This window comes from Pseudomonas sp. GW821-FHT01A09, assembly GCF_058986725.1.
This window is the reverse complement of the sequence record NZ_JBYSWB010000025.1, coordinates 56,706-82,280: the sequence shown is the minus strand read 5'-3', so window position 1 is coordinate 82,280 and position 25,575 is coordinate 56,706. Positions and strand designations below refer to the sequence as shown.

Annotated in this window: 24 protein-coding genes and 3 pseudogenes; 15 read left to right on the top strand and 12 right to left on the bottom strand. The window is 59.0% G+C overall.

All coding sequences use genetic code 11. The features are described 5' to 3' along the window. From AC3WJP_RS23140 to AC3WJP_RS23130, 3 genes are read left to right on the top strand one after another with little or no spacing between them, the layout of a single operon-like run. The gene (locus tag AC3WJP_RS23140) at window positions 1-954 is read left to right on the top strand and encodes a 2-hydroxyacid dehydrogenase (RefSeq protein WP_493723908.1); all 954 of its coding nucleotides are present in this window, start codon (window positions 1-3) and stop codon (window positions 952-954) included. Next, window positions 951-1,898 (top strand): fatty acid desaturase family protein, encoded by a 948-nt coding sequence (locus AC3WJP_RS23135; RefSeq protein ID WP_493723909.1) that lies wholly within the window; start codon window positions 951-953, stop codon window positions 1,896-1,898. Before AC3WJP_RS23140 ends, AC3WJP_RS23135 begins: the two co-directional genes overlap by 4 nt. After that, a complete protein-coding gene (locus AC3WJP_RS23130) occupies window positions 1,885-3,102 on the top strand; it encodes an MFS transporter (protein WP_493723910.1) in 1,218 nt (405 codons plus the stop codon). The genes AC3WJP_RS23135 and AC3WJP_RS23130 overlap by 14 nt, the downstream gene beginning before the upstream one ends. An 83-nt stretch (window positions 3,103-3,185) precedes the next feature. On the opposite strand, the gene AC3WJP_RS23125 is transcribed toward AC3WJP_RS23130, so the two are convergent. Continuing rightward, the gene (locus AC3WJP_RS23125) at window positions 3,186-3,611 is read right to left on the bottom strand and encodes a bleomycin resistance protein (protein ID WP_493723911.1); all 426 of its coding nucleotides are present in this window, start codon (window positions 3,609-3,611) and stop codon (window positions 3,186-3,188) included. A 309-nt stretch (window positions 3,612-3,920) separates the two neighbouring features. Between AC3WJP_RS23125 and AC3WJP_RS23120 the strand changes: the two are divergent. Together AC3WJP_RS23120 and AC3WJP_RS23115 are read left to right on the top strand one after the other, a co-directional pair. Next, window positions 3,921-5,486 (top strand): annotated as a pseudogene (locus AC3WJP_RS23120) (TonB-dependent siderophore receptor). A gap of 68 nt (window positions 5,487-5,554) precedes the next feature. After that, window positions 5,555-5,974, top strand: coding sequence for a hypothetical protein (locus AC3WJP_RS23115; RefSeq protein WP_493723912.1), 420 nt, complete (start codon window positions 5,555-5,557; stop codon window positions 5,972-5,974). A gap of 17 nt (window positions 5,975-5,991) precedes the next feature. Here the strand turns inward: AC3WJP_RS23115 and AC3WJP_RS23110 are convergent, their stop codons facing one another. The 3 genes and pseudogenes from AC3WJP_RS23110 to AC3WJP_RS23100 form a co-directional block, all read right to left on the bottom strand. Next, complete coding sequence (locus AC3WJP_RS23110) at window positions 5,992-6,612, bottom strand: methyl-accepting chemotaxis protein (RefSeq protein ID WP_493735697.1); 621 nt, start codon at window positions 6,610-6,612, stop codon at window positions 5,992-5,994. Between the two features lie 519 nt (window positions 6,613-7,131). Beyond that, window positions 7,132-7,641, bottom strand: a pseudogene (locus AC3WJP_RS23105) (MCP four helix bundle domain-containing protein); the annotation flags it as partial. A gap of 352 nt (window positions 7,642-7,993) precedes the next feature. Then, window positions 7,994-8,278: a DUF3077 domain-containing protein gene (locus tag AC3WJP_RS23100; protein WP_493723913.1), complete on the bottom strand. Its 285-nt coding sequence runs from the start codon at window positions 8,276-8,278 to the stop codon at window positions 7,994-7,996. A 476-nt stretch (window positions 8,279-8,754) separates the two neighbouring features. Between AC3WJP_RS23100 and AC3WJP_RS23095 the strand changes: the two genes are divergently transcribed. The 4 genes from AC3WJP_RS23095 to AC3WJP_RS23080 all read left to right on the top strand — a co-directional run bounded on the left by AC3WJP_RS23095 (window position 8,755) and on the right by AC3WJP_RS23080 (window position 13,149). After that, the gene (locus AC3WJP_RS23095) at window positions 8,755-8,913 is read left to right on the top strand and encodes a hypothetical protein (RefSeq protein ID WP_493723914.1); all 159 of its coding nucleotides are present in this window, start codon (window positions 8,755-8,757) and stop codon (window positions 8,911-8,913) included. After that, window positions 8,906-9,325 (top strand): type VII toxin-antitoxin system HepT family RNase toxin, encoded by a 420-nt coding sequence (gene hepT, locus AC3WJP_RS23090; RefSeq protein ID WP_493723915.1) that lies wholly within the window; start codon window positions 8,906-8,908, stop codon window positions 9,323-9,325. The genes AC3WJP_RS23095 and hepT overlap by 8 nt, the downstream gene beginning before the upstream one ends. A gap of 253 nt (window positions 9,326-9,578) precedes the next feature. Continuing rightward, the gene (locus AC3WJP_RS23085) at window positions 9,579-10,457 is read left to right on the top strand and encodes an MBL fold metallo-hydrolase (RefSeq protein WP_493723916.1); all 879 of its coding nucleotides are present in this window, start codon (window positions 9,579-9,581) and stop codon (window positions 10,455-10,457) included. A 148-nt stretch (window positions 10,458-10,605) separates the two neighbouring features. Continuing rightward, window positions 10,606-13,149, top strand: coding sequence for a glycosyl hydrolase family 28-related protein (locus tag AC3WJP_RS23080; protein ID WP_493723917.1), 2,544 nt, complete (start codon window positions 10,606-10,608; stop codon window positions 13,147-13,149). 83 nt (window positions 13,150-13,232) lie between these two features. Here the strand turns inward: AC3WJP_RS23080 and AC3WJP_RS23075 are convergent, their stop codons facing one another. Both AC3WJP_RS23075 and AC3WJP_RS23070 read right to left on the bottom strand, forming a co-directional pair. Next, window positions 13,233-13,553: an addiction module antidote protein gene (locus AC3WJP_RS23075; protein ID WP_493723951.1), complete on the bottom strand. Its 321-nt coding sequence runs from the start codon at window positions 13,551-13,553 to the stop codon at window positions 13,233-13,235. Window positions 13,554-13,593: 40 nt separating this feature from the next. Beyond that, a complete protein-coding gene (locus AC3WJP_RS23070) occupies window positions 13,594-13,908 on the bottom strand; it encodes a type II toxin-antitoxin system RelE/ParE family toxin (protein WP_493723918.1) in 315 nt (104 codons plus the stop codon). A 137-nt stretch (window positions 13,909-14,045) separates the two neighbouring features. Here AC3WJP_RS23070 and AC3WJP_RS23065 point away from each other — a divergent pair, with 137 nt between their 5' ends. Continuing rightward, window positions 14,046-15,614 (top strand): lactate dehydrogenase, encoded by a 1,569-nt coding sequence (locus AC3WJP_RS23065; protein ID WP_493723919.1) that lies wholly within the window; start codon window positions 14,046-14,048, stop codon window positions 15,612-15,614. A 53-nt stretch (window positions 15,615-15,667) separates the two neighbouring features. On the opposite strand, the gene AC3WJP_RS23060 is transcribed toward AC3WJP_RS23065, so the two are convergent. The 4 genes from AC3WJP_RS23060 to AC3WJP_RS23045 all read right to left on the bottom strand — a co-directional run bounded on the left by AC3WJP_RS23060 (window position 15,668) and on the right by AC3WJP_RS23045 (window position 20,442). Further along, complete coding sequence (locus AC3WJP_RS23060) at window positions 15,668-16,498, bottom strand: hypothetical protein (RefSeq protein WP_493723920.1); 831 nt, start codon at window positions 16,496-16,498, stop codon at window positions 15,668-15,670. Between the two features lies 1 nt (window position 16,499). Further along, window positions 16,500-18,122: a hypothetical protein gene (locus AC3WJP_RS23055; protein WP_493723921.1), complete on the bottom strand. Its 1,623-nt coding sequence runs from the start codon at window positions 18,120-18,122 to the stop codon at window positions 16,500-16,502. A gap of 15 nt (window positions 18,123-18,137) precedes the next feature. Further along, window positions 18,138-19,577 carry an OmpA family protein gene (locus AC3WJP_RS23050; RefSeq protein ID WP_493723922.1) on the bottom strand — a complete coding sequence of 480 codons (1,440 nt, stop codon included), beginning with the start codon at window positions 19,575-19,577 and terminating at the stop codon, window positions 18,138-18,140. 160 nt (window positions 19,578-19,737) lie between these two features. Beyond that, on the bottom strand, window positions 19,738-20,442 hold the full coding sequence (locus AC3WJP_RS23045; protein WP_493723923.1) for a hypothetical protein: 705 nt from the start codon (window positions 20,440-20,442) through the stop codon (window positions 19,738-19,740). A 449-nt stretch (window positions 20,443-20,891) separates the two neighbouring features. Between AC3WJP_RS23045 and AC3WJP_RS23040 the strand changes: the two are divergent. The 5 genes and pseudogenes from AC3WJP_RS23040 to AC3WJP_RS23020 form a co-directional block, all read left to right on the top strand. Next, a pseudogene (locus AC3WJP_RS23040) lies at window positions 20,892-21,059 on the top strand (DUF6021 family protein); the annotation flags it as partial. A gap of 213 nt (window positions 21,060-21,272) precedes the next feature. Next, window positions 21,273-21,485, top strand: a complete 213-nt coding sequence (locus AC3WJP_RS23035; protein ID WP_493723924.1) for a hypothetical protein — start codon at window positions 21,273-21,275, stop codon at window positions 21,483-21,485. Between the two features lie 229 nt (window positions 21,486-21,714). Then, window positions 21,715-22,332 carry a flavin reductase family protein gene (locus AC3WJP_RS23030; protein ID WP_493723925.1) on the top strand — a complete coding sequence of 206 codons (618 nt, stop codon included), beginning with the start codon at window positions 21,715-21,717 and terminating at the stop codon, window positions 22,330-22,332. 122 nt (window positions 22,333-22,454) lie between these two features. Continuing rightward, window positions 22,455-22,646 (top strand): hypothetical protein, encoded by a 192-nt coding sequence (locus tag AC3WJP_RS23025; protein ID WP_493723926.1) that lies wholly within the window; start codon window positions 22,455-22,457, stop codon window positions 22,644-22,646. Then, window positions 22,639-23,181: a hypothetical protein gene (locus tag AC3WJP_RS23020; protein ID WP_493723927.1), complete on the top strand. Its 543-nt coding sequence runs from the start codon at window positions 22,639-22,641 to the stop codon at window positions 23,179-23,181. Before AC3WJP_RS23025 ends, AC3WJP_RS23020 begins: the two co-directional genes overlap by 8 nt. Before the next feature lie 24 nt (window positions 23,182-23,205). On the opposite strand, the gene AC3WJP_RS23015 is transcribed toward AC3WJP_RS23020, so the two are convergent. Both AC3WJP_RS23015 and AC3WJP_RS23010 read right to left on the bottom strand, forming a co-directional pair. Next, window positions 23,206-24,783, bottom strand: coding sequence for an HAL/PAL/TAL family ammonia-lyase (locus AC3WJP_RS23015; protein WP_493723928.1), 1,578 nt, complete (start codon window positions 24,781-24,783; stop codon window positions 23,206-23,208). Further along, entirely contained in the window at window positions 24,780-25,571 is a 792-nt protein-coding gene (locus AC3WJP_RS23010) for an ABC transporter ATP-binding protein (protein ID WP_493723929.1), read from the bottom strand. Before AC3WJP_RS23010 ends, AC3WJP_RS23015 begins: the two co-directional genes overlap by 4 nt. Between the last annotated feature and the right edge of the window lie 4 nt (window positions 25,572-25,575).

Here is a 25,575-nt window from a genome sequence, read left to right as displayed (position 1 = left end):
GTGAGAAAAGTTCTGATCACAGGTGATTTTGATATTCCGCCTGACGCATTTCCAAAAAGCTCCCAACTGACTCATATCCGTCGTCCGCGCGATACGCAGCAGATCATCGATGTGCTGTCTGAAGTCGATGATTATATTTTGGGTGGCCCCGAGTATTTCTCGGCCTCGATGATCGATGCGGCACTCGCCCTTGAGAACTTGGTTGTAATGGGCACGGGGACCTCCAGTTTCGTGGACGTGGATTACGCAACTCAACGCGGCATTCGGATATTCAATACACCGCACTTGAATTTCGGCGCGGTTGTCGAATTCACTCTTGCGATGATGACGGTGTGCACGGCGCGTGTTTTTGAAAGCATCGTGGGTGTGAAGAAAGGAGGGCAGTGGCTGCAAACGCCGCGGCCGCCAATGACCGGATTGAAGGTCGGCATCGTTGGGCTGGGGGCCATTGGCAAAGCGTTGGCGCGGGAGTTGAAACATCGGGGTTGCGAGCAGGTGTGTTATTGGTCCAGAAGCAGAGATCTTCAACTGGAGGCTGGTCTCGGAATTGAGTACAAGTCGCTTGAGAGTCTGGTCAGTCATGTCGATATTGTTTGTATCCATATGACCTACAGCGCTGAAACCCATGCACTGTTCGATTCCGCTTTACTGGATCGGCTGCATCCTGCGGGTATGATTTTCAATCTTTCGAATCCGAAGATTATTTGCCCGGTCGCCCTCAAGCATTTCCTGATAACGCACCCGGATGCATTTTGTCTCATTGACGGTTATTACCACGAATGGGTCGATAACAAAGGCGAAGCTGATGATCCTCATGGATTGCTATCTTTGCCGGCTCGAAATCTTGTGGTGACCTCGCATCTTGCTGCACAGGAACAGCAGGTGGTCGGGGAGATCTTTGCTCAGGCCGCCGCACGTGTTTGTCAGCTGGGGACGCAGGAGGTAGTCTTATGATCAGAGTCAAACCCTCATTGCTCAACCGTTCGAATCGTTACGCCTACTCCCGGCTGATCGTCACATTCGGGCTGCTGGTCGTGTCGTCGCTGTTACTGCTACAGCCCATTGGCGCAGTGTTCAAGTTGCTGCTGGTGGCCGCGAACGGTTTTATGATGGCCGGTTTTTTTTCGGTGATGCACTACTGTTGTCATGGAACATTCTTTACCCAAAAACACGTGAATCGGCGTTTCGGCCAATTGTTGGCAAGCGCAATGCTGATGAACTTTGCGGCGTATAAGTTTTTTCACATGCAGCATCATCGGCGAACAACGGTCGTCGGCGACTCCGAGCCGGCCGGCGAAATTCGTGATGTCTGGCAGTACTTCTGGTACGCCTTGAACTGGGACTACATTACGGCTTTCGCGCGGATGTCAATTGGCAGTCTCTTTGGTTACTTTCCGTTTTTTGTGCGCAGTGAAAAAGCCTGTCGAGAGGTGAAAGTCGATGCGTGGCTTTCGTTGGGGTTCATGGCCGCGATGCTCTGCCTGACGTGGCTTTTTCCGCTTCAGGCGTTGCTGGTTTACTGGCTGCCGGTGCAACTGGCTTTTTCATTGAACTTCTTTTATGTGATTGGTGAGCATTCCGGGGTGGAGGCGGGGGACGACCCGTTACAAAACACTCAAACGTTCGCCCGGCAGAACAGGCTGTTCAGCTTCTTTAATCACAATAGTAACTTTCATGCGGCACACCATTGTTTCCCTCAAGTACCGCCTGACAATATTCCAGCGGCCCACGAACTGATCGAAGAAAAACTGAAGTATCCGCCAGTGGGTTACATCGAACTGAATTTTCAGTTGTTGCGCTCACTGCTCAAGAATCCTATGCGATCTGCGCCTCCGCCACCTCCCGGACGAGAGACCAGTTTTTTCTATAAATTAGAGAATCGAAATGAAAGCAAGTAACTCACACCTCAAGAGTATGTGGGTGCTGCTCATTGGCAGCGCACTCAGTACCTTCGGTATTTTTCTGTCCATTCCCCTGGTCAGCTTGCACGCTTATAACACCTTTCATCTTTCGGTTTATGAAATCGGTCTGGTGTCAGGGGTCTGGCCGGCAACTGTGTTTGTGTTCGGATTTATTTGCGGAATGATCGGCGACCGTTGGGGATATGTGCGTTCTATCCGCACGTCGGCGATTATCAATTGTGCCGCGTTCATGACGCTGGCCGTGGCTAAGGACCTTGAAACATTTGTCCTGGGCTTGGTGCTGTTCGGTATTGGAAAGTCTTTTTTCGACAGCACCATTCGTGCTGCCATGACATGCGTGTGCCTGCCCCACGAGCGTGAAAAATACTTTCGTTTGCGCTACATTCTGATGAATATCGGTTGCGTCGTTGGTCCGCTAGTCGGTGTTTACGCTTACGAGTTCATGGCTGGCGGTGCATTCATTTTGACGTCTGCCGTGTATGTGGCCTTTTTCCTGCTGACGCTCGCTTTCTTGCAGATCAGTGACTTTAAGATCGAGCGCAACGAGACACCATTGACGACATTTGGGAAATTCGTCGTGCTCAAGGATTTTCGATTGCTATGTTGGGTCGCTTCCTTTGCGCTGGTCTTGATGGCGTACGGCAGTTATGAGGCTTTTATGCCGATTATTGTGGAGCAATCGGCGGGACTGAGGCCCAGCTTCGGTATTCTGGTGTCCTTGAATGCGGCGGTGGTAATCGTGTTCCAGGTCATTCACCTCCGGTACATGAAGTGGTTGCCGTTCAACCATACCGTGATCGCCGGTATTGTTTTGATGGTGGTCGGGTTCCTGATTTTTGCCGTGGAGGTTCATGTCTTCGTAATGAGCTTGGTGGCTGTGGTGGTGTTTTCCATCGGAGAAACGCTGTTGTTCCCGTGTTTTGAAGTGTTCATGGACAAAATCGCCCCGACTCATAACAAGGCTCTCTACTTTGGCGCAGGTGAGGTCAAACAGATCGGCTTCTTTTTAGGGCCTTTGCTAGGCGGGATGCTGTTCACCGCGGCAGGAAGCCAGTTATTGATTGCTGCGTGTGCCTTGTGGGTCGCGTTGGCAGCCGTGGCTCTCTATCAGGTACACGTTTCGCTGCGAGGTAAGCGTGCACCGTCCGACACGATCGAGGCCGAACCCACTAATGGTTAAGGTGCTGTGAAGAGCAAGGGTCAGCGGTGTTATTGCGCGTGCTCGTTTTCTCAAGGTCCGATTGATCATTCTTCGGCAACTGACTAGAGGGCGCAACGTTCCCCCAGATTTTCTACCAGGCGTACTAAATACCCGTCCGGATCCTGGGCAAGAAACTGGCGCTGACCGACCTCTTTGTCACCCGCCCGATACCAGATTTCTTCACGCTCCAGAAACAGCGGCCATTGAGCGGTCTGCAGTCGGTTGATGACGGTGTCGACGCAAACGACTTCAATCTGGAGATTGATACCTCTGCCAAACGGCGCAGTCAGTTCATCTGATAGCCACTGCTGTTCGACGCTGTTTTGTTGTTCAAGCATGATTTGCGCGCCATGAAGATCCAGATAGGCAAAGCCTTCCTCCGGACGCTCATAGGCAATACCGAACCCGACCAGTGTTGTCCAGAAGTGAAGACTGGCGCGCAAATCGGTCACGATAAGTTCAGGCACCAATTTGTTTCGTATAAACATTTTTTAATCTGCATGAGTGATCAGGGTGCGCAGTGTAGGAGCCCGTCGCGAGGGAGACAATCTGAACGGGACGTCCTATGTGCCGCAGTCTTCTACGGCCGATGCCGCATATTGCCAATACGCGGATCAGAAAATGCGCTTTGTTGTCATTTTCAACTAAGCGGTTCTCTATAGTACTTGATGCCGGTCTTGTCAAGTCCGGAGAGGCTGGGTTTGTCGTATTAAGTGCCGAAAAGTCGCACTTATTCCCCGATCATTGACGGGCTCTCCGCTGGCAGATTTACACAAACGGACGGAAAGAAGGGCCAAATGAGCAAACTCGTTTTACAGGATGTGGAACTCGGTTACACAAGACCGTTGGTGGGTGACGTCAATCTGCGCATCTCCAACCAGGAAAAAGTCGGTGTGGTGGGTATTAACGGTGCAGGTAAATCTACGTTGATCAAATGCATCATCGGCGAGCTTGAGCACTCTCAAGGCAATGTGTCGACTCAGCGGGGGCTGCGAATCGCTCATATCGACCAACATGTTCCGGCCGCACTGTTGGGCACATCGTTTCAGCAATGTGTGGCCCAAGCCTTGTTGGCCGCCGACTGGAGCGGCTGGGACAACTCACTGAAGACGACTTTTGCCAGTATCGAGCACCACTTTGACAATGACTGGACAGCCCGAGCGTTGTTCACGCATCAGCAGATCGACTTTGATGCCAAGCTGTTCAGCGGCTCCGGATACCCGGATCGGGTAACCGGCCTGGGCCTGTTTCCGGTCGGTCTGGCGAGCAAGACCGCCACGCGTCAGAACAGTGTTGATGCAATGGCATCTGGCCCCTTCCAACTGTTTGGCCGCCAACACGAACTGGTAGTGGGTTTCGTGGGATCGAAGCGAATCTCCAATCAGGACAGCACCGGCTTTGTTTTTGGGCACGCCCCAATGGGCAGCCTTTACGACTGGCGTGGCAATTATCCTGAACTGGACTTCGCCTCAGCGGGCTACACGCCCACCCACATCACGACCAAGCAAAGCGGCGTCTACAGTGCGGTGCGTTTCTCGCTGGCCGATCCCTTGAAGCTCATCGTCGGTGGACGGCTCAGCGACTATGAGCTTGACCAGAACACCAACGGCGTCCGCTTCCACTAGGAGAAGACAGGTGAGTTCACGCCCTATGTCGGTCTGATCTACGACATCAACGACACCTACTCGGCCTACGCCAGCTATACGGAGATCTTCAATCCACAGACCTACCGCGATCGCAACGGCAACGTGCTCACACCCACGACGGGCAAGAACAAAGAGATTGGTCTGAAGGGCGAATATCTTGACGGGCGCCTGAATGCGTCGGTCTCGTTATTCGAGACACGATGGGACAGCCTGGGCAAGATCGATGCAGGCCAGATCCTCTCCGATGGATCTCAGGCTTACTTCGGCGCGAACGGCACCAAGTCTCGCGGGATCGACGTGGACGTACAGGGCGAGTTGATGCAGGACTGGAATCTCTACGCAGGCCTGTCGCACTTCACCGGCTCCGACTCGTCGGATGCGCGGCTAAGCAGCCAACTGCCACGCACCACAGCGCGTCTGTTTACCAAGCACCGGCTTCCGGGGGCGTGGAGCAAACTCACGGTGGGTGGCGGCGTCGCCTGGCAAAGCCGTTCTTATCAGCCTGCCACCAGCCCCACCGGCGCGGAGATTGCCGAGCAAAAGTCCTATGCGCTGACGTCGCTGATGGCGCGCTATGCCGCCACGGAAAAGGTCGACCTTGCCGTCAACGTCAACAACCTGTTCGACAAGCAATACACCGTCATGAACGGCTTCTTCAATCAGATGCTTTATGGAGACCCACGCAATGTGGCGGCGACGGTAAGCGTCAAGTACTGACTCTGCCCCCACCTTTACGAGTTCGCCATCGTGGCTACCTGGCCACCTCAAGCAAAAAGGCACCCATCATGTCGATGAACAGTTCGCAATTTCCTTTCGTCTGGATGAGCTTCGGCCAGGACCGTGGGCTGGATCCGCAGAAGGACTTCGATGAATTTGAAGTCCATCTGAAGCGCGGCGAGCCGTTCGTGCTCTTGAGCGATACCCCGCCGACCGAAGCCCATGAGCACGCGCCAGAAGAGCGGAAGCGCACTTCACTCTGGATGAAAAAGCACAAAGCCGAGCTTCGCAAACGGGTTCCGGCGATGATTATGGTTGAACCCAGCGCGGCAAAGCGCCTGGGTTTCAAGGCATTCGCGCTCGTGTTCGACAAGTTCTGGGGGTATCCCTTGGTGCTGGCCACCTCTCGTGAGGAGGCCATGGACATCGCGAAAGGGCTGCTAGCCAGGCGAACCGCTTCTGCTGATCACGGCGACACTGTTGAGTGAGCTGGCGCGTTACCGACTCACGCCACCGCCGCCGTATCAAAGAACGCCACCTTCTGCGTAAGCCCTTGCGCCAGTTGCGCCAGCTCCTGGCTTGCCGCGGCGACTTGGCGAGAGCCCGTGGCCGAATGCACGGTCAGGCCGTGGATACGGTTGATGTTCAGTGCCACATCCTCTGCGACGGCGCTTTGCTGCATCGAGGCGCTGGCGATCTGCGCGTTCATGTGATTGATCGCGCCCACCTCTCGACTGATTCGCACCAATGCGCCTTGCGCGCTGTGTGTCTGCTCCACGGTGCGAGTCGCCAGATCACAGCTCTCGCGCATGGTCTGCACGGCCGTGTCTGTTTCGCTCTGCAGGGTGCTGATCATGTTGCGTATGTCCTGGGTCGACTGCTGCGTCCGGTTGGCCAGAGAGCGAACCTCATCGGCGACTACCGCAAACCCTCGGCCATGCTCGCCGGCGCGTGCTGCTTCGATCGCCGCGTTCAGCGCCAGTAGATTGGTCTGAGAGGCGATGGAATTGATCACGTCGATAACGGTTTCGATCTGTTCGCTTTGTTTGGACACTTGCTCGACAGTGCGGGTCGTTTCCACCAGCGAGGTGGCCAACTGTTCGATCGCCTGGGTAGTGCCGGCCATCAATTGGTTGCCGTTTTCAACTTCGCTGTCGGCAAGCCCGGCGGCGTCTGCGGCTTGCGACGCGTAGCCGGATACCTCGCCGGCCGTGGCGGCCAGTTGCGTGATGGCGGTCGCCACTTGCTCGGCTTCCTGGGTTTGCAGGCCGATGTGCTCGTTGTTGCTGGAGGAGGTGGCCGATAGCAATGTAGACGAGTCAGTCACATGTTGGGCTGCTCCACGTACTTGCGCCATGGTGTCGGCCAGACGGTCGAGCGCGGTCCTCAGCACACCCATTACGCTGTCGGGATAGGCGGTCACGATGGTCTGGCGCAGATCGCCCGCGGCCAAGCGTCGAATGGCCTGCGCAACGTCGGCGGGGTCCGCGCCTAGTGTGGATTTGACGAAGCGGATAATAAATACCGACAGCGTAATGCTCAGCAGCAAGGCAATGGCGGTCGCCAACAGCATCAATCCGCGAAATTGACTCGCGGTGGTCTGCACCGAACCTAATTGCGACTTGATCGACGCTTCCTCATAGTCGATGAGGGCGTTGATGCGTTTGAGCCATTCGCTATAGCCCTGGGAAGTCTGGTTGAGCAGCAACGCCTGCGCGCCGGCGATATCACCGCTACGGCGCAAGGCGATCAAGGTGTCGGTATTGGCCAGCGTCTGTTTTTCTATCTCCTTGATGCCTTGCAGCAACGATTGCTCCTGCGCCGACACGCCTCGGCCTTTGTACAGTTCATCCATCGCGGTGGCCGATTCGGTGTAAGCCGCCTCAAGCTCACGGACCTCATTCAGGTGTCGGTCGAGGGCGGGATCGTTAGTGACCAATACCGCATCGCGGATGGCGATAGCCCGGTTATGCACACTTCCGCGAAAGTTGATGGCGTAGCGTTGGACTTTGGCTGCGTTCCGGTTGACGTTTTCCAATGTCGCGTCGATATAGCCGACTCGTTGGATGCCGACCGCCGTAATGATGACGAGCAAGGACACCACGGCAGTAAAACCGAGGCCTATGCGTGCGCTGAGAGAGACAGGTTTTTTCATGGGTAGGGCTCGAAAAGGCGCGAAATCGGCAGTGGGTGATATTAATGAGCCATCACCCGTAAAGTGTGCACGATAGGGGCTGGCGGTGTCGTTAGCCAATTAGGATTCGCTAACCGCAGCATAGGAGCGGGCTATGGAGCTCATGCGCGATGGCGCGGTTGATTGGCAACAGCATCCGGACGATCGGGGGGGATATCGGTTTTTCAGGACCATCTAAGCGGACAAGGGCTGAGCGGGAGTCGTTTTTGCCAAAAATAGCCGCGTACGAAGAGTTGAAGTTATGTGAACCCCAGCGCAGCGCTGGGGCTTCTGTTTGGGAGGGGGAAGTGGCAAATACGGAGAGTAGGTCTTATCAGGGCAGCGCCACATCAGGTGCCTGTAGGGCCAGTGCAAGGTCATCAATGATCGCCTTGGCCATATCCCCCAAATAATGAGCTGCCCAGATCATTCCATCGTTGTCTGCTTCCAAGCCGCTCATCAAGGTCAGTTTGTTGGCAGAGGCCATCAGCAAGGAGGCGTGTTCCAGCGCGTGCTCAGCAGAAATGCCGGCATTGATGCGAAAGAGGCGTTGATTCTCCTCATTGACGCTACCGAAGGTCGATGCGCCACGGGTGTAATGGGTCGAAGGCGCGTTCATGCGGTACCTCCATTCAAGCATCGGTCGAGGGTTCGCGAAGGTACGGCGGGCACATTGAGCAGGGATGGTTCGAGGGATTTACTGTGCATCGTTGTGGCTCCTGGGTCCAAGGAGCTACCGCCAATCGTCGCCAAACGATAAGGGTGGCAGCTGTGCGCAGGTTGGCGAACCGGGAGTCCAGGAGATCCGGCAGACCCGAAGGTCTCCCACGCACAGCCACCATAACGGTAAGTGCCGGGGCGGAAAATGCGCCTGCAGGGGTTATGGGACTAATACGCTATGGACTCGCCGGGTCGCCAAACCCGGTCGCTGAATGTGCAGCGACGGCGGAACCATACCGAGGGGCGTTGCGCGTTGCAATGGGCAACCTGGGTGGTGCGTCAAACAAGCCCTTTTGTTGTTACGAACTGTTGGGTTGCCAGCAATACAGTCCATAGCATCTGCTAAGGTCCGCCCATGAGTGACGGAGGGCCGGAATGAACCTTGAAAAAGCACAGGCGCATGTGCGGGACAGCATGCGTGAGATGATGGCTATTTACCTTGAAGTCTCTATCCTTGGTCAAAAATTCGAGCTCGATGAGGCCACAGCTCCGCTCATCAACGACATCTGCATGGACAGACGTATTTATGCCTGACGACATCCTGGTCAACAAGGCCGCCACCATCGAACGATGCGTCAAGCGAGTTCGTGAGGAATACGACAAGGGCGCCGATACATTCCCGCTTGATTTAACACGTCAGGACGCTGCAATCCTCAATATCCAGCGCGCCTGCGAAGCCGCATTGGGCATGGGACAGCACTTGATAAGGCGCGAACGAATAGGGATTCCGCAAAGCTCACGGGATGTATTCGAGTTGCTGCATCAGGGCGGTTGGTTGGACGCAGGTTTGCTTGCTTCCATGAAGAACATGGTCGGATTCAAGAATATTGCAGTTCACGATTATCAGACCCTGCAGATGCCGATCACCGTCTCAATTATCACCCGCCATCTAGGTGACTTTGTCGCATTCAGCTCCGCCATTCTGTGCAAGGATGGGAACAGCTGATCTGAATGCGTTCTGGAGAAGTCGATGGTGGAGGTTCTTGTCTCTCGGGTCAGCGCAGTTCCCCTCGGATTGGGTCTTCCATCACTGCATCTTGGTCTGGTTCGAGTCATGAGGTTCGCCGACAGCCCCGAGCGGTCCATCCCATCCATGGCTGATCATCTACGGAAATGATTTGGGCCACTCGCCAGTATTTTTCAGTCCCCCAGCCTGACCTACTCTGCCCGGCACTCTGGTCATTGGAAGGGAATTGCTCATGTGGAAACACGCCATCCCACGGCTGCTCGCCTGTATTGCTTTGCTCGGCACCACCATCACGAGTCTGGCAGCGCCACCGCTGCAACTGGACGTCTATAACCCAGGCGCGACGGCAGCCTTCCCGGTGAGTTCGGTGCTGGTCAGCGGCGAGAAGGACGCCATCCTCATCGATGCGCAGTTCGCCAGGCCCCAAGCTGAACAACTGGTCGCGAAGATCCGCCGCAGCGGCAAGCACCTCACCACTATCTACATCAGTCATGGCGATCCGGATTACTACTTCGGCCTGCCGACGCTTACAGAGGCCTTCCCCCAGGCCAAGGTCGTCGCCAGTGCGCCGACTGTCGCCCATATCAAGGCCACCATGGCCGCCAAACTGGCGTATTGGGGCCCGCAGATGGGCGATGGCGCGCCCGACAAAGTGATTGTCCCTGAGTTGATGCAGGGTAGTGCGCTCACCCTGGAAGGCCATGAGCTGCAGGTGATTGGCCTCGATGGGCCGCAACCAGAACGCAGCTTCGTATGGATCCCTTCGATAAAAGCCGTGGTGGGTGGGGTGGTGCTGTCAAACAATATCCATGTGTGGATGGCCGACACCCAGAGTGAGGCTTCCCATCAGGATTGGCTGGCGACCTTGGCCAGGATTGAAAGCCTCGAACCCGTCACGGTCGTCCCTGGCCACTTCCTGCCCGGCAAGCTCGATTCCCTCGACGCTGCCGAGTTTACAACGGGCTACATCAAGGCCTTCGACGCCCAGGCCGCTCAGGTTAAAGATGCGGCAGAGCTGATCGTGGCGATGAAGGCGCTGTATCCCGATCTGGCCGAGGAGTCGTCACTTGAGCTCAGCGCCAAGGTGGCCAAGGGTGAAATGCAGTGGTGAGTCGACTGCCACCCGATATCGTCCGTGGAGGCGACTGGCAGCCCAAAGCGCCTACCTCCCATCGATTGCCATTGAATGATCAAGCCATTCTCAGGTCGATTCCTCCTGCAAGCGATGAATCCTCGACTCTCTTTAAAGGAATGACCAGATGGCGAATTCATTCAATGTCAAAGACTTCGGCGCCGTCGGCGACGGGCACACTGACGACACCCTGGCGCTGCAAGCCGCTATCGACGCCGCATCGGCCGCAGGGGGTGGGACGGTGGTCATCCCCAGCGGCACCTATATCGTCAGCGCCCAGGCCTCCGGCAGCGCGCTGATACTCAAGGACAACGTCCAGCTCGAAGGCAACGCCACCGATAGGCCGACCCTGAAACTGGCGAACGGCTCCAGCACCGATATCGACGGCATCCTCCGTGCTGATGGCGATGGGGTCGGCGTCAGCAAGCTGGTGATCGACGGCAACCGCGCGCATACCACGGGTGTGGTCAGCGATTTATCGTTGGGCGACGGCGCGCACCTGACGCTGGATTACGTCCAGGCCACCAATGCGTCCGGCTACGGCCTGGATCTGCGCGCCGAGGGTGGTCAGGTTCAGGCCAACAAGGCCTACGTGGACTATAACGGGCAGGGCGGTGTGATCACGGCGGGACTGGTCGACAGTGCGCTCGATGACCTGATCGTCAGGGACAACGATGGCAACGGCCTCACCACTCAAGGTGCGGTGACGGTGCAGGACATCAACAGCACCAGCAATCAGGGCTATGGCGTCGCCGTTGAGGGTGACGCCGATGGCCATGCGGCGCAGTTGATCAGTGGATCGATCAGCGGCAACCGCACCAGTGGAGTATTGATCGACAAGGCCAGCGACGCGGTGGTCGATCACCTGTCCATCTCGTATAACAGCCTGTTGGCCATTGAGGTACGCGATTCCCAGGGTACCCAGATCAGCACCAATCGTATCGATGGCAGCTACCTGGACGCCAACCAGCCCTATGTGGTTGTGCAAGACAGCAGCGGCACCGAAGTGCGTGGCAACGTCATTGGCGCAACGGGCTATTATGACGGCGCGAGGTCTACCTACGGCGTCGAGGAGCGCGGCCAGAGCAACGACAACCGTATTAGTGACAACTTCATCGGCAACGCCACCGAGGGCGACGTCAAGGTGGTCGGCGCCACGACCGCAGTGTTCGATAACACCGACGCGTTGACCACCTACGGCTCCACGGGTGACGACGTGATCTCCGAATATGCCCGGGCTTACAACACTGTGTTGTATGGCGGTGCTGGTGACGACGTGATGATGGGTGGGGACCTCGACAATGAGTTGATCGGCGGTGCCGGCGTGGACCAGCTCGTGGGCGCGCAGCGCCACGATACCTTCCGATTCACCCAGCTGACCGACAGCTATCGCACTGCAAGCGCCAGTTACGCCGATACCATCAGCGATTTCGATGTCAGCAAGGACAGCATCGATGTCACCAGCCTTGGGCTGAGCGGCCTGGGCAACGGCCACAACGGCACGCTGGACCTGACCTACAACGCCGACAAGAACTTCACTTACCTCAAGAGCTATGACGCCGACGCCCAAGGTCAGCGCTTCGAGCTGATCCTCAAAGGCGACTACCGCACTAGCCTGACGGCGGATAATTTCCTCCCGCTCACCACCGGCACCTCCGGCGACGACAGCCTGCACGGCACCACCCACGGCCGTGACACGCTGGTGGGCGGTGATGGCCGCGACGTCCTTGCGGGCCGTGGCGACGATGATCGCCTGGACGGCGGCGCCGGTGCCGATCGGCTGATCGGCGGTCAGGGCGCGGATACCTTCGCCTACAACCACCTCACCGACAGCCAGGTCGATGCCGCCGGGAAGGATCAGGGCCGCGACCTGATCGTCGACTTCAACAGTGCCGACCACGACCAGATCGACGTTTCTGCCTTGGGTTTCAGCGGTTTCGGCGATGGCTACGGCACCACGCTGAGCCTGACCTACGACAGCGCCAACGACATCACCCGCCTCAGCTCAAAAGAGCTGGACAGCGCCGGCAATCGTTTCCAGATCGCCCTGAACGGCGACCATGTGCTTGACCTGGGCGCCAACGCTGTCGAGTTCGCCCGGGCTGACAGCGCGCAAGAAACCAGCACCTACCCGGGGCAGATATTGACCACCGGCACGGCGGCGAACGACAGGCTCATCGGTTCGGCAGACGCGGACCGTCTCTATGGTCTGGACGGTGATGATGTGCTGCAGGGCGGCGCCAATAGCGACTTCCTGCTCGGTGGCCATGGCGCAGACAAACTCACCGGCGGCAGCGGCAGTGATTACTTCGTGTTCCAGAGCGTCGAGGACAGCTACCGCACCGCTGACCAGAGCCATACCGACCTGATCACCGATTTCACCCAGGGCTACGACAGCCTCTCCGTCGGTGCACTGGGCTACATCGATATCGGCGATGGCTACAACGGTACCTTGAAGATCGACTACAACGCCGCCCTTGATCGCACCTACGTCCGTGACCTGCAAGGCGACGACCAGGGGCGGTTTTTCCAGATTGCCCTGAGTGGCGATCAGACCCAGAACCTGCGGTACAACAACATGGGCTTCGCCGATCGGGATGTGTCGGCGGATGTCGCGCCGATCGAGGTGGTGGGTGTGGCAACTGCGCACACGGATCACGCGCTGGGCTGATTGAAAACGCACCCCCGCCCATTCAATGGGCGGGGGACGTTCATCGTGGTGCGTTCGGTAAGGAGGTTGCGTCCTGCTCGCTTTCAATGTCCTCGCGCGCGGTCAATGCGCTTCGGCGTTTCCGGGCCAGCTGACAGCGTCAAACCCAAGGCCCCAACGACCTTCAATATCGTGTCATATCTAGGTTTCGCCCCTTCCTGCAGCGCCTTGTAAAGGCTTTCTCTGCTAAGTCCGGTTTCTCTTGCCAGCCTTGTCATCCCTCGCGCTTTCGCTACTTGCGACAAGGCCTGAAGGAAAGCATCAGGATCGGATTCCTGCAGGCTGGCGGTCAGATAGGCGCCAATGGTTTCGTCATCGTCAAGATAGCGCGATGGGTCAAAAGGCACGGTATCAGATAGAGCCATATCGATGACGTCCATCTCGCACGCATCGAAGGGATTGGTTTCAGCCATTTTGGCGCTCCTTGAGAATGTCCATGATTTGCCTGGCTTCTCTGATTGCTCGCTTCTGATCTGTCTTGTCACTGGCGTTCAGCAGCATGAACAGCATGGGGCCTATGCGGCAAAAATAGATGCGATATCCGGGACCGACGAATACTCGCATCTCGCTCATACCCGCCCCGACGGCTTCGCAATCGCCCCAGAGCCCTCGTCCTGCCTGCTCGATACGTCGCAGGATTGCTGCTTTGGCAGGACGATCCTTGAGATTGGCAAGCCACTCGTGAAATTGTCGTGTCGCGCGTATTGTATATTTGCTCATTCGAAAATGGTATCCGAACGGCTACACTTTTTTCAGAGAGCACTATTTCGCCCTCACCCAATCCCCTCAAGCTTTCCCACCCCCGGCCGTTAAATGTACAGGACCCGATACATTCATATAGAGAATGGACAAATCTCATGACGGCCATCACTGCTGCAAGCCTGCCCCTGACGCCCAGCCTCACCGCCATCACGCCGATCACCAGCGTGCCGGCTGCCACGACCCTGATCTCCACAACACCGACGGACTCACCTGCTGCAGTGGTCTCTCTAGGCAACGCCGTCGTCACCGCAGTGGATGTCTACTCAGCCCGTGGCACCTTGACCGACGCACCGCCCGCGCTGATGTGGGAAAACACTGCACAGAACAAGGTAACGTCCACCCTTGCCGGCAATCTGAGCTCGCAGGATGTGTCTACCCGCTTCAAGGGCCTGGGGGCGGCGCTGTTGACGCAGTTCGCCAACAGCGGCAGTGCTTACTCTCAATCCGTGCTGCAGCCGACCGGCACTTCCACGCCGTCGGCATCGGCCTTGAGCGCATTGCAGTCGAATTTGCATTCCAACGCCGACAACGCGGTTAGCCTGACCATCAAGACCGCCAGTGGCGCCACGGTAACCTTGAGCCTGAGCAGCAGCACTACCGGCCTGGGCGCGCAGGTCAGCGTGAGCGGCGGCAAACTCGACGACAACGAACTGGCTGCCTTGAGCAAACTGGCGAACGGCTTTCAGAGCGCTATCGACGGCCTCAGCGCCAAGCCGCCCAAGTTGAACCTGGACGGCCTGACCCAGTTCGACAAGAGCGTTCTGACTTCGGTGGACTTCTCGGCCAAGCTGACCGGCGGCGACATCCAGACGCTGAGTTTTTCGGCCGATGCCAACAAGCGCAGCGTCAGCATGACCGGGGTAGTGGGCGACCTCAACTTGAGCGTCGACACGCGCAACACCGCGATCCTGGGCAATGCCGCCCAGCAAGCCAAGGCGCTGCAGACCTATCTGGCGAAGTTCGATTCGGCCCGCGCCCGCGGGCACGGCGACGAAGAGTTGATGGGCCTGTTCAAGGACGCATTCAGCACTTTCAATACCCATGTCGGCAGCGCTACGGCCACGTCGGGTGGGGCGGTGCTGAGCGATACCGACCATGCCATGTTGACCGGCCTGGCGGATTTCAGCGCGTCGATCAGCCAGCATGCGCAATCGGTCAACCCGATGCGCACCAACGAGGTGGACACCTTCGCCTATACCGTGTCGCAGTCGACCCAGGCCAAGGGCGCACAGGCCAATCGCAGCATCGATCAACAGCAGCAGTCGCAGCTCAGTGCCAGCTATCACCAGACCCTGTATCCCGGCACCAGCCTGAACCTGACGATGGACAAGGACTCGCAGAACTACACCTATTTCAAGATTGCCGACAGCGCCAGCAGCTCGTCGAGCATCGCCTACAGCAAGAACGTGATCGTCTCGGCGGCACTGTCGCAGTCATCCAGCCAGTCCAAGACTGCGCTCACATACGTGCTGGGGCAGTTGCAGTCGAGTGTTACCACGCCCAAGGAGGTCGCGCAGTCGAGCAGCGTCAAGGACTTGCTGGAAGCCGCGCTCAAGCAGGACAAGGCCGCAGGTTTCGGCAGCAGTGGCAATGGCCCGGCCTACAAGGCCGCCATCGAGGGCATCCATGAGCGTGTGCTGGGTGCGCTGGACATCACTGATTAGGTGTGAAGATATGACCTGCCTCGTCGCGTGCTGCTGCGAAGAGGCAAGGTGGGTCACTGCAAATCCACGTTCAGCATCGGTTTGCCGAAGTCCGCCAGCGTTGCATTGGACTTTGCGAAGTAGCCTCGCCAAAAGCTTTCGAGCGCGTCCATGGTCTTGCCGGAGCGGTAGTTCTGTTTTACCGCATCAGTAATCAAGCCAGCACCGGCTACGTATATCCGCGCGCCATGCATATCGCCGATCGAACCGTTTTTCTCGGCCTTGGCCAGCTCTTGCGCCGGATTCAGGTCGCGAATCCGGTTGGCCGCGTAGAAGCTGGTGTAGTCACTGTGCTCGAGCATGTCGCTGATGACGAAAACGATGCGTTGATCGGCCGCAATCCTGGCCTGGTCACCGGCGACTTCGCGCAGGGCGAACATGATTTCACTCTTGGGCAAATCGGCCGTGGCGCCGCGCAGGGCCGCCACGAACTGGCGTCCGAAGGTGCCGTCGAATTGGGCCTTCTGCTGGGCCATGCAGGCATCCAGGCTACGCAGTTTGCTCATATCGATATCATCCCGCTGCCCTGCATCGAGTGGCGCATCCAGGGTGCCAGCGAACAGCAGGCGCACGTATTGGCCCGGTACCAGTGCCGAGAAGCTGTACAGACGCACCTGATCGCCGGGAGCGACGAAGCGGCTGATATTGCCCCAGGCGGCTTTCTGGATGTCCTCGGGCATCGGGATGGTCTGGTCGATCACCACATTGAGCAGGCGCCCGGAGGCTGGCGCGCGCTGATCGCCCAGGTGCGCCTTGGTGTAGCAGCTCGGCAGGTCATTGCGTTCGGCTGCCGCGGCGCTGGCGGCAATCGTCAGGGTCAGCGCGGTGATCAGAATTTTCAGCATCTCAGACCGACTCCTGCACACCGAACATGCCCAGCTGTTTGAGCACTGACTGCTGTGCGCGCACATCCAGCAAGGTCTCGTAAGGGATCTTCAAGGCCTTGGCCGCCAGCGCCAATTGCGTGTCGTCGAACGGCGTCAGGTCCTTGAAGCTGGCCGCGTCGATTTCAACGCTGGGGGCGATGATCACGGGCTCGGCAACGATGGGTTCGATTGCTGCCGCAGAAACTACCGGCACCGGTGCAGGGGCCGCTACCGCAACCGCTGCCGTGACCGGCTCGACTGCTGCGCGCGGGGCTGCGGCGGCGTGGCGGGCGCGGTCCATTTTTTCAGCGTGCTCGTCGCTGTCCTGGCGGTTGAGCAGCACATAGCTCAGGAAGTTTCGGCGACCGACTTGCTCAGTGGCCAGTGCGTCCTGTTCTTCGGCGATCGCCGTATGCTTGCTTGATCGCTTCTGTTGCAGCAGGCGCAACTTGTGATCGGCGTGGCCGGCGATGCGTGCGCGCTGGTTGGCATGGAAACGTTCGAACTCATCGGCGCTGTTGAAGCGATGGGTGTTCTTCCAGGCATCCTTGGAATGCACACCGCTGAAACCGTAGACCACCGAAAGCCAGAGCATCAGGCACTGGATGGCGATATACACCACCGAGAGCACGATGTACGTCACCAGGGAGGCGTGACGTATGGCGGTCATCTTGTCCTGAACGGTCTGATTGTCGGATTGATCGTTGACGGACTTCGATTCCTCCGGCAGGTCGAACGGCGAGCCAGCAGTGTTCTGCGAGGTGGCGCTGTTGCTCAGTTGCGCAACCATGTCGGTTTCGATCGATTCCAGGGTGTAGGCCCGAATCCCGAATGCCGCCACCGCCAGTACCAGGATCACCGCGAAGAAGCCGTAGATGACTTTTTTCTTTTCGGTGACGTCATGGTTGGCGTGGATGCGCGCCATGATCTGCTGGTAGTCCGGCTGCTCATCGTCGCTGTATGAATCTTCAAGGTTCAGGGACTTGAGCTGCTTCAGCGAATTGGGGCGCTGCGGCCCCTTGGTGTCGCGGGACCACCACGAATGCGCTTTTTTGACCAGCGAGTTGTAGTGCATGTCGTGGCCGGCGAAATGGGCGAAACCGCCTGAGATCAATGCCAGCAAGAACGCCACCGACCAGGCCAGCATCGCCATCTGGTTGGCACTGGCCGAGCTGTTGACGAATGGCCCCAGCACAAAGCCGAATCCGACGGCTTCGACCACCAGCAGAATCACCGCCAGCACGAGCACCCAGACGGGGATCGGTTTGCGTCCGGCTTCACCGACCTTGGCCAGGTAGTCTTTGCTCTTGCGGTACAGCGAGGAGTCGCGGTCGTGGTCGTCGTAGTAATGCTTGTAGTCGCCACAAATGTCCGACTCCACGCTTGGCCAGCCGTCTTTCATGTAGCCCGGTGTAGCGGCCAGTCGCGATACGGTGCCGATGATCGGTAGTCCGTGCCATACGCGCATGGTGAAATAGCACACCCGCTCCCACAGATAGGCAATCAGGGCGATGGCCAGCAACGTGGCGATGACCGCGCTGGTGAGCAAGGCGTGGGTGCGCAACAGGGTCAGCAGATCTTGCATGCTAAAAAAGGTTTCCATGGGTGATCCTCCTGATCAACTGCGGATAGGAACGAAACGGGCGGTGTAGTTCTGGCCGTTGTCGAGGTAGTACAGCGAGCCTTGGTTGGCCTTGGCGTCACCTTTGCTGAAAACGATATCCATGCAGCTGATCGGCGCCTTGTCGTCGCTGACGAACACCCGATAGAGGACCTCGTCCTGACCTTCATAGGTGTTGGCGATGGCGTTGAACTTGCCGAGGGTCTTCTTCTGCGCGGTCTGGTAGCCGGTGACCACCTGGATGAACGGCTGGGTGCCGACGGCGGCGCCGTCACGCAGGATCGATACCGGCGAGAGTGTCACCAGGTTGCCGTTCACTGTGTTGGCCCAGACGCGGTTGTTGTAGCCCGGCAGAAAATCGCGGGTGGCGTGCTCGGCCAGCGGTTGGCCGGTCGCCAGGCTCAGCGCGGCGCCACTTTCGCGAGGCTTGTCGGCTTCGCATGAGCGAATCGGCAGGTCGGCGGCGCGTGCGGTGGGGATCAGGCTGAAGCCGTCGGCCAAAGGTTTGAGGTTGTAGCCCAGCAAGTCGCCGGCAGCGGGTACGCCGCCGAAATCCACCAGGGCCGGGGCGCCTTTGCTCGATGCCGCTGGCGCTTGAGTGGCCTTGACCGGTGGCGTGCTGGCGGCGTTGGTCTGCAGGCGCGCCTGCGCCACCGGTTTACGCTCGCTGGCCGTTCCGTAGCCAAGATAACGTGCGTTGTTCTGCTCGGAGGCAATGCGCTTGATCAGCACGTCTTCGCTGGTGGTTTCGACGATTTCCACCCGGCGATTGCGACCGCGTTGCAGGGCGTCGGCGTTGTCGGCAATAGGTCGCGCGGAGCCGGCACCCTGGTAATAGATGGCATTGGCCGCAATGCCGGCATCGCGCAGCATTCTGCCTACCGTGCGGGCTCGGCGTTCGGACAAGCCCTGGTTGAATTGTGCGGAGCCGGTGGCGTCGGTATGGCCTACCACGAGAAAGCGTCGTTGAGCGTTGGCAGGGCTGCCATCGCTTTTGGAGTAGACCGCCGCCAGCTTGGCGACTGCGCGTACGCCGGAGGCGGTGAGCTGGTCGGAGCCCGTATCGAACATGCTTTCGCTTTCGACCTGGGTCACCAGACCTGCTTCGATGGGTTTGATGCCTGGGTTGGTACTGGCGATCTGCAGGGGCACGGAAGACAGTTGCAGGCCTTCTTCCTTGGCGATGCGGTCGAGCTCCTGCATGTGCGACTGCCAACGCGAGCCGGCGTAACAGCCAGCGGCCGTACCCACGGCGGCCCCCACCAGCGCGCCTTTCTTGCCCCCCGCCGCAGCGCCCAGCAGGGCACCGCCGAGCAAACCGACCCCGCACAGCACAGCGGTGCCATGGTCACGGCCGAGGGAATCCATTTGGGTGCTGGAGCAGCTGGTGAGGGCAATAGTCGAGGCGAGCAGAGACAGCGAGAGGGCTCGGCGCATTGAAGCTTCCTTGCATAAATGAGTAGAAACAATTCCAGGGTGGTACAAGATCGGCCGGGATGATACCAGCTCTGATACCTAAATGCTGGTGGCGATGTAATGGCTCAGTGCCGAAAATGCTTTCGCCCCCAGAGCGGGGGCGCGGCAGGCCCGCCGAAGGTCAGGCCAAGGTATAACCGGCGAACGCCGTCCGTTCCTGAATCGCCGTGGCGATGCTCTTGCGTGTGGCTACATGCTCGACGCCCTGGCTGTCGGTGAACACTGCCGGCACCAGCACTTCCTTTTCTTCCTGGTCCATCTCGATGCTGAAACCCAGCAGCGCGAAGGCTTCGGCGTCCTGGCCGAGGTTGGCCGCCGGGCGCCCGACACGGATCGGGAAGGGCAGGCTGACCTCGCCGTTGCTGAGGGTGAAGACTTCCATCTCTTTTTTTGGACGTGATGCCTTGGCCTTGCCGCCGGGCTCTTTCATGGCCTGATGGGTGTGGTTGAGCACCTTCAGGGCCAGGCCGTAGATGATGTTTTCGAACGCCGGGTCGTTGCGGAAGTTGTGCAGGATCTGCGAGATCGAGAAGCGGCTGCTCAGGTCTTCGAGGGCGGCGGCGTTGGCTTGCTCGATGTCCTTGATCTGCTTGAGTTCGCCCATCAGCTCGTGGGCCCGATCGTCGTCGGTGTCGTCCATGGCCTTGCGGATGGCGGCGCGCAGTTCGCGGATTTTTTCGCTTTCGCCCGTGGTGTTGAAGGCATCGAGCACCATCTCGCTGATGTTCTTGGCCTGTGGCAGATGCTCGGAGCGATTGATCGCGTTTTCGTATTCGTCTTTGGGCGCCAGGGCGAGTGCAGGGGTCTCGGTGTTCGTGCTTTGCATTGTCGATCCATGTATCGGGTGAAGGGCGTGCACGGTCGCGATGCCGGGTCGCGACGGTGCCGGGCAGGCATTAAATTCGCTTCTGGTCAGGAGTGCAATGGTGGCGGTGGTCACAGGACCGTGGCCGAGACCGGCGGGCACCGCCCATCCATTGCGCTGCACTTTGTGCCGCCTTTGCCACTCACAGCTTCATGAACCCATGATCGAGTGAGGACTGTATGGCTACGCACAAGCAAGAACATCGCCCGGTAGAGGATGTATCGCAGGACCTGAACGAGGTACCACCCGAAGGCATCGAACCGGACCTGACGCCAGCGCCAGGTACCCAGCGCGGTCTTCCCGATGCCGAGCCGCCCCGTGACCGGAGTGATGCGCCAGCATCGGCTGCGAGCCCGACCCCAGGTTTTAGCCAGAGCCAGAATCAGGCGGCCGGTCAGAGCCAGACTCAGACTCAAGGCCAGACAGGCAACGACCTTGGTTTCGACCCGGACTCGCCGGATGTCGCTGATCCGCAGGTCGACCCGATCGGCGCTGCGCAGATCCCCGACGATGCCCCGGGCATGCAGGTGAAGAAACGCGTCAACGACGACGAATATCCGCCTTACAACAAGCCGTGATCAGTCGTTATTGTTACGAGATCAAGTCCCGCAGACTTTTGTTTCCGTCTTGGCGATAACCGGTACATGCCTTGCAGCCCGCGAAAATCGCTGCCTGGCACCGCGGGCCGCGGCCCAGACGCCTGGCATTGCCGGGTAGGGCTGTACAGGGACGTAGCCTGTTCTACACTCAGGCTGAAAACAACAAGAGTCCCAACCATAAGGGAAATCGTCATGATCGATTACAAGACCGAAAACCGCTGCTTGCTGTCCACCATTGCATCCGGGGAGATGCAGATCACCGGCCGGACCTCTCAGACCGTCACTGCACTTATCCTTGCGGGATTTCTGGCGGACCAAAAGACCTGCGAACCCGATGGCATGATGGTGCATCGAGTCAGCCTGACACCGGCAGGGCACCGATTATTGGAGGGGTTGTGGTTCTGAAGCCTTCGATGATGTTGCGCTGACTGTACCGGCCTCTTCGCGGGCAAGCCCTGCTCCCACAGGTGTATGGAGATGGAACTGTAAACACCTTTGGGAGCAAGCCCTGCTCCCACAGGTGTATGGAGATGGAACTGTAAACACCTGTGGGAGCAAGGCTTGCCTGCGAAGTGGCCCGAAACACCACCTCGTTGACTGCGGTTATACTCGTGCTTTTCTCCGCAGGCAGCCCATGACCGACCACCATCGCCTCCCCGTTCCCCTCGCCAAAGCCTATCGACTGCTCAACCACGGGCCGACCGTACTGGTCAGCGCTGCCCACGGGGGCGCGCGCAATATCATGGCCGCCGCCTGGTCGGTGCCCATCGATTTCGATCCACCCAAAGTCGCGGTGGTGCTCGACAAATCGACCTGGACACGCAAGCTGCTGGAGGCGTCGGGCACCTTCGTGCTGCAGGTCCCCGTGGTGACTCAGGCCAATCTGGTCGAGACCGTCGGTTCGGTGTCGGGCCTGGCCCTGGACGAAGCCGGCGAGGGCGACAAATTCGAACGCTACGGCCTGCAGACGTTCGCTGGTGAGGTGATCGATGCGCCGCTGCTGGAAGGCTGTGTGGCCTGGCTCGAGTGCCGCCTGCTCCCGGAGCCGCACAACCAGGAGACCTATGACCTGTTCCTGGGCGAAGTGGTCGCCGCCCAAGCCGACTCACGGGTGTTTCAGAACGGTCATTGGGATTTCACCGGTCACGATGAATTGCGCACCTTGCACCATGTTGCCGGGGGGCACTTTCTGGTGATCGGCGAGGCGGTGCAGGGCAATGAGCAGTCGCCATTGCCTGTGAGTGAAGATTGATCCGGCTCCGCCGCTGACCTCGAAAATTTGTAACCGGGGCTGTCCAATACCGCACGTTGGCGGACCCGGCGCTATACTCCGCATCGCCAAACGGAATTAATCATCACTACAGGGCGTTTTCCATGTCTACCTATTCTTTCTTCGACCGCGAGGTTGTAGAGCGCGCGGCAAAAAAAATGATGGATCGCAAGGGTGACTCGAGTGCGCAGGGATTGTCCCTGGAGCTCAAAGTCGCCATCGGCTGGAAGGAAAAAACGGAGGAGCAAATCCAGGCAGCATTCCGCGAAGCGGTGCTAAAACTGCGTCATGGCTGACTCGGTAGCGGATTCCCCCCACAGCGAGGGCGATTACAATTTTATCTACACCAGATTGGTGGAGAACGAGAACGACGTTATCGGTGTCGTCGCCTATTCAGTCTACAAACGCCAGAAGATCGAATACATCGAAGCCATTCGCCGCAAGCATCAGCGTCGGCCTGATGAAAGGGAATTGGCAGCCTTCCATGATCTGAGCAACAGCGCCACCCAGCTGGACAGTTACAGGCAGCAATCGGTAGCGCTGGTGCGAGAGTTCATGGAGTCGGCTTTCCTGGAAGAAACGGAGCAGCTGGCGCTGCGTTACGAAGAAAAAACCAAACAGGAACTCGCGCGCTTCCGGCCCAGTTTCTGGACCGGCGTAACCCAGAGCATCCTTGGTTCCGCAGGTTTCGTGATGTTGCTCGGGGCATTGGTGATCTTCACCTGGAGCCTCAATCAGGGCCCCAAGCAAGTCATCGAACAAGTCTTCGATGTGACCATATCCACCAACCCCTCCAGTTCCGCCGCCAGCGAGATCGTGGAAGCGGGCTGATCACCGAGCCCGCACTGCCGATATCTACCACTCGAATGCCGGGCGCCGGACCATCTGCGCAGCTCGCTCGATATCCGGTGCCAGCCAGCGATCTTCGTCATAGGCCGGCACTTCGCTGCGCAACAGTCGCCAGGCGCGGTTGGTACCCACGCCCAGGCGCAGCGGCTGAAGAAACTCGAACGCTTGCGCCGCCAGCAAGTACTCGATCGCCAGCACCTGGGTGGTATTGTCGATCACCTTGAGCAGCTTCAAAGTGGCACCGGTGCCCAGGCTCAGGTGATCTTCCTGCAGGGCCGAGGTGACGAAATTGTCGACCACCGCCGGTTGCGCCAGATGGCGATTTTCCCCCACCAGCGCGGCCGCCACATACTGAGTGATCATCATCCCCGAATTGACCCCGGGCTGGCTGACCAGAAACGCCGGCAAGCCGCTGACCAGCGGGTTGATCAACCGATCCAGGCGCCGCTCGGCCACGCCGGCCAACTCCGCCACCGCAATACACATCAAGTCCGCCGCCATGGCCAGTGACTCGCCGTGAGGGTTGGCCTGGGACAATACCCGGTATGCCTCGGGGGTGCCGACCACCAGCGGGTTGTCGGTGACCGAGGCCAGTTCGGCGTTGATCTGCCGCTCTGCATGCTTGAGCTGATCACGGCAGGCGCCATGAATCTGCGGAATGGAGCGAATACTCATGGCGTCCTGCGTGCGAATCCCTCGACTGTTGGCGATGACTTCACTGCCGGCCAGCAGACTGCGCAGGTTGTGGCCGACCGTCTGCACGCCAGGGTGCACCTTGAGGGACAGCACGGCTTCGTCGAAAGCATCGATCTGCCCGCGCAGCGCCTCGAAGCTCATGGCGCCGATGATATCCGCCCATTGCGCCAGGTTGGCGGCATCGGCCAGTGCCAGGCTGGCCAGGCCAGTCATGCAGGGCGTGCCGTTGACCAGGCTGAGACCGTCCTTGGCCTGCAACTCGACCACCGCCAGCCCGGCCTGATTCAGCGCCTGGGCCGCGTCCATCAGCAGCCCGCTACAGGACACCTGACCAATGCCGAGCAGGGCGATGCCGATATGCGCCATGTGGGTCAGATAGCCCACCGAGCCTTGCGACGGCACGCAGGGCGTGACGTCGTGGTTGAGCAGATCCAGCAGACTCTGCACCACTGCCGGGCTGATCCCCGAGCGGCCATGGGCATAGTTGTTGATGGCCGCACAGATGATCGCGCGGGTCTGCTCGACCTTGAGCACCGGACCCACGCCGCAGGCATGGCTGAGCAGGGTATTGCGCGACAGCTTGGCCAGTTGCGGCCCTTGCAAAGCGATATCGCTGAGGGCACCGAGGCCGGTGCTGATGCCATAGGCGCGCTCACCGCGCTCGACGATATGGTCGACGATGGCCCGGGCGTTGGTGATGCCTGCCCAGACGCTGTCGGCCAGTTCCAGGCGCGCGCCGTGTCGGGCCACGGCCACCACCTGGCGCCAGTCGAGGGGCTGATCGCCGCGCAGCACCGGCGCGCAGTGGGCGCTGTTGGCGACCGGACGGATAGCTGCGGGGTCCTGAGTGGTCACGTTGAGATCCGTAGCGAGTGGAACGGCGTTCATTCCGCGTTCCTCTGTTGATGGCTGGAGACGAACTGGCGAAAGCGCTCGGTCGGCAGGCCCTCGAACAGTTCGGCGGGGCTGCCCTGGGCATCGATCACGCCGTTGGCCATGAACACCACACGGTTGGAAACATGCCGGGCGAAGCCCATTTCATGGGTGACCACCAGCATGGTACGGCCTTCCTCGGCCAGCGAGCGCATGACCCGCAGCACCTCGCCGACCAGCTCCGGATCCAGCGCCGAGGTGGGCTCATCGAACAGCATCACCTGCGGGTTCATCGCCAGCGCGCGGGCAATGGCGACGCGCTGCTGCTGGCCGCCGGACAGATGCGCCGGATAATAGTCGCGACGGTCGAACAGGCCGACCTTATGCAACAGTTGCTCGGCTTCCTCGCGACACTCGGCCGTCGAGCGCTTGAGCACCCGCATCGGCCCTTCCATGACGTTCTGCAGCACGGTCATGTGCGACCACAGATTGAAGCTCTGAAACACCATGCCCAACTGGCTGCGTATGCGCTCGACCTGGCGCTTGTTGCCGGGCACCTGACGGCCGTCGCGCTGGCGTTTCATCTCGATCAGCTCACCGTCGAGGCTGATGCTGCCCTCGTCGGGGGTTTCCAGCAGGTTGATGCAACGCAGGAAGGTGCTTTTGCCGGAACCGCTGGCGCCCAGGATCGACACCACGTCGCCTTTGTGCGCTTCCAGCGAGATACCCTTGAGCACCTGCACCTGGCCGAAGGATTTTTGAATGTTGGCGACCGACAATGCGGCCGGTAAAGGCGTATTCATGAGG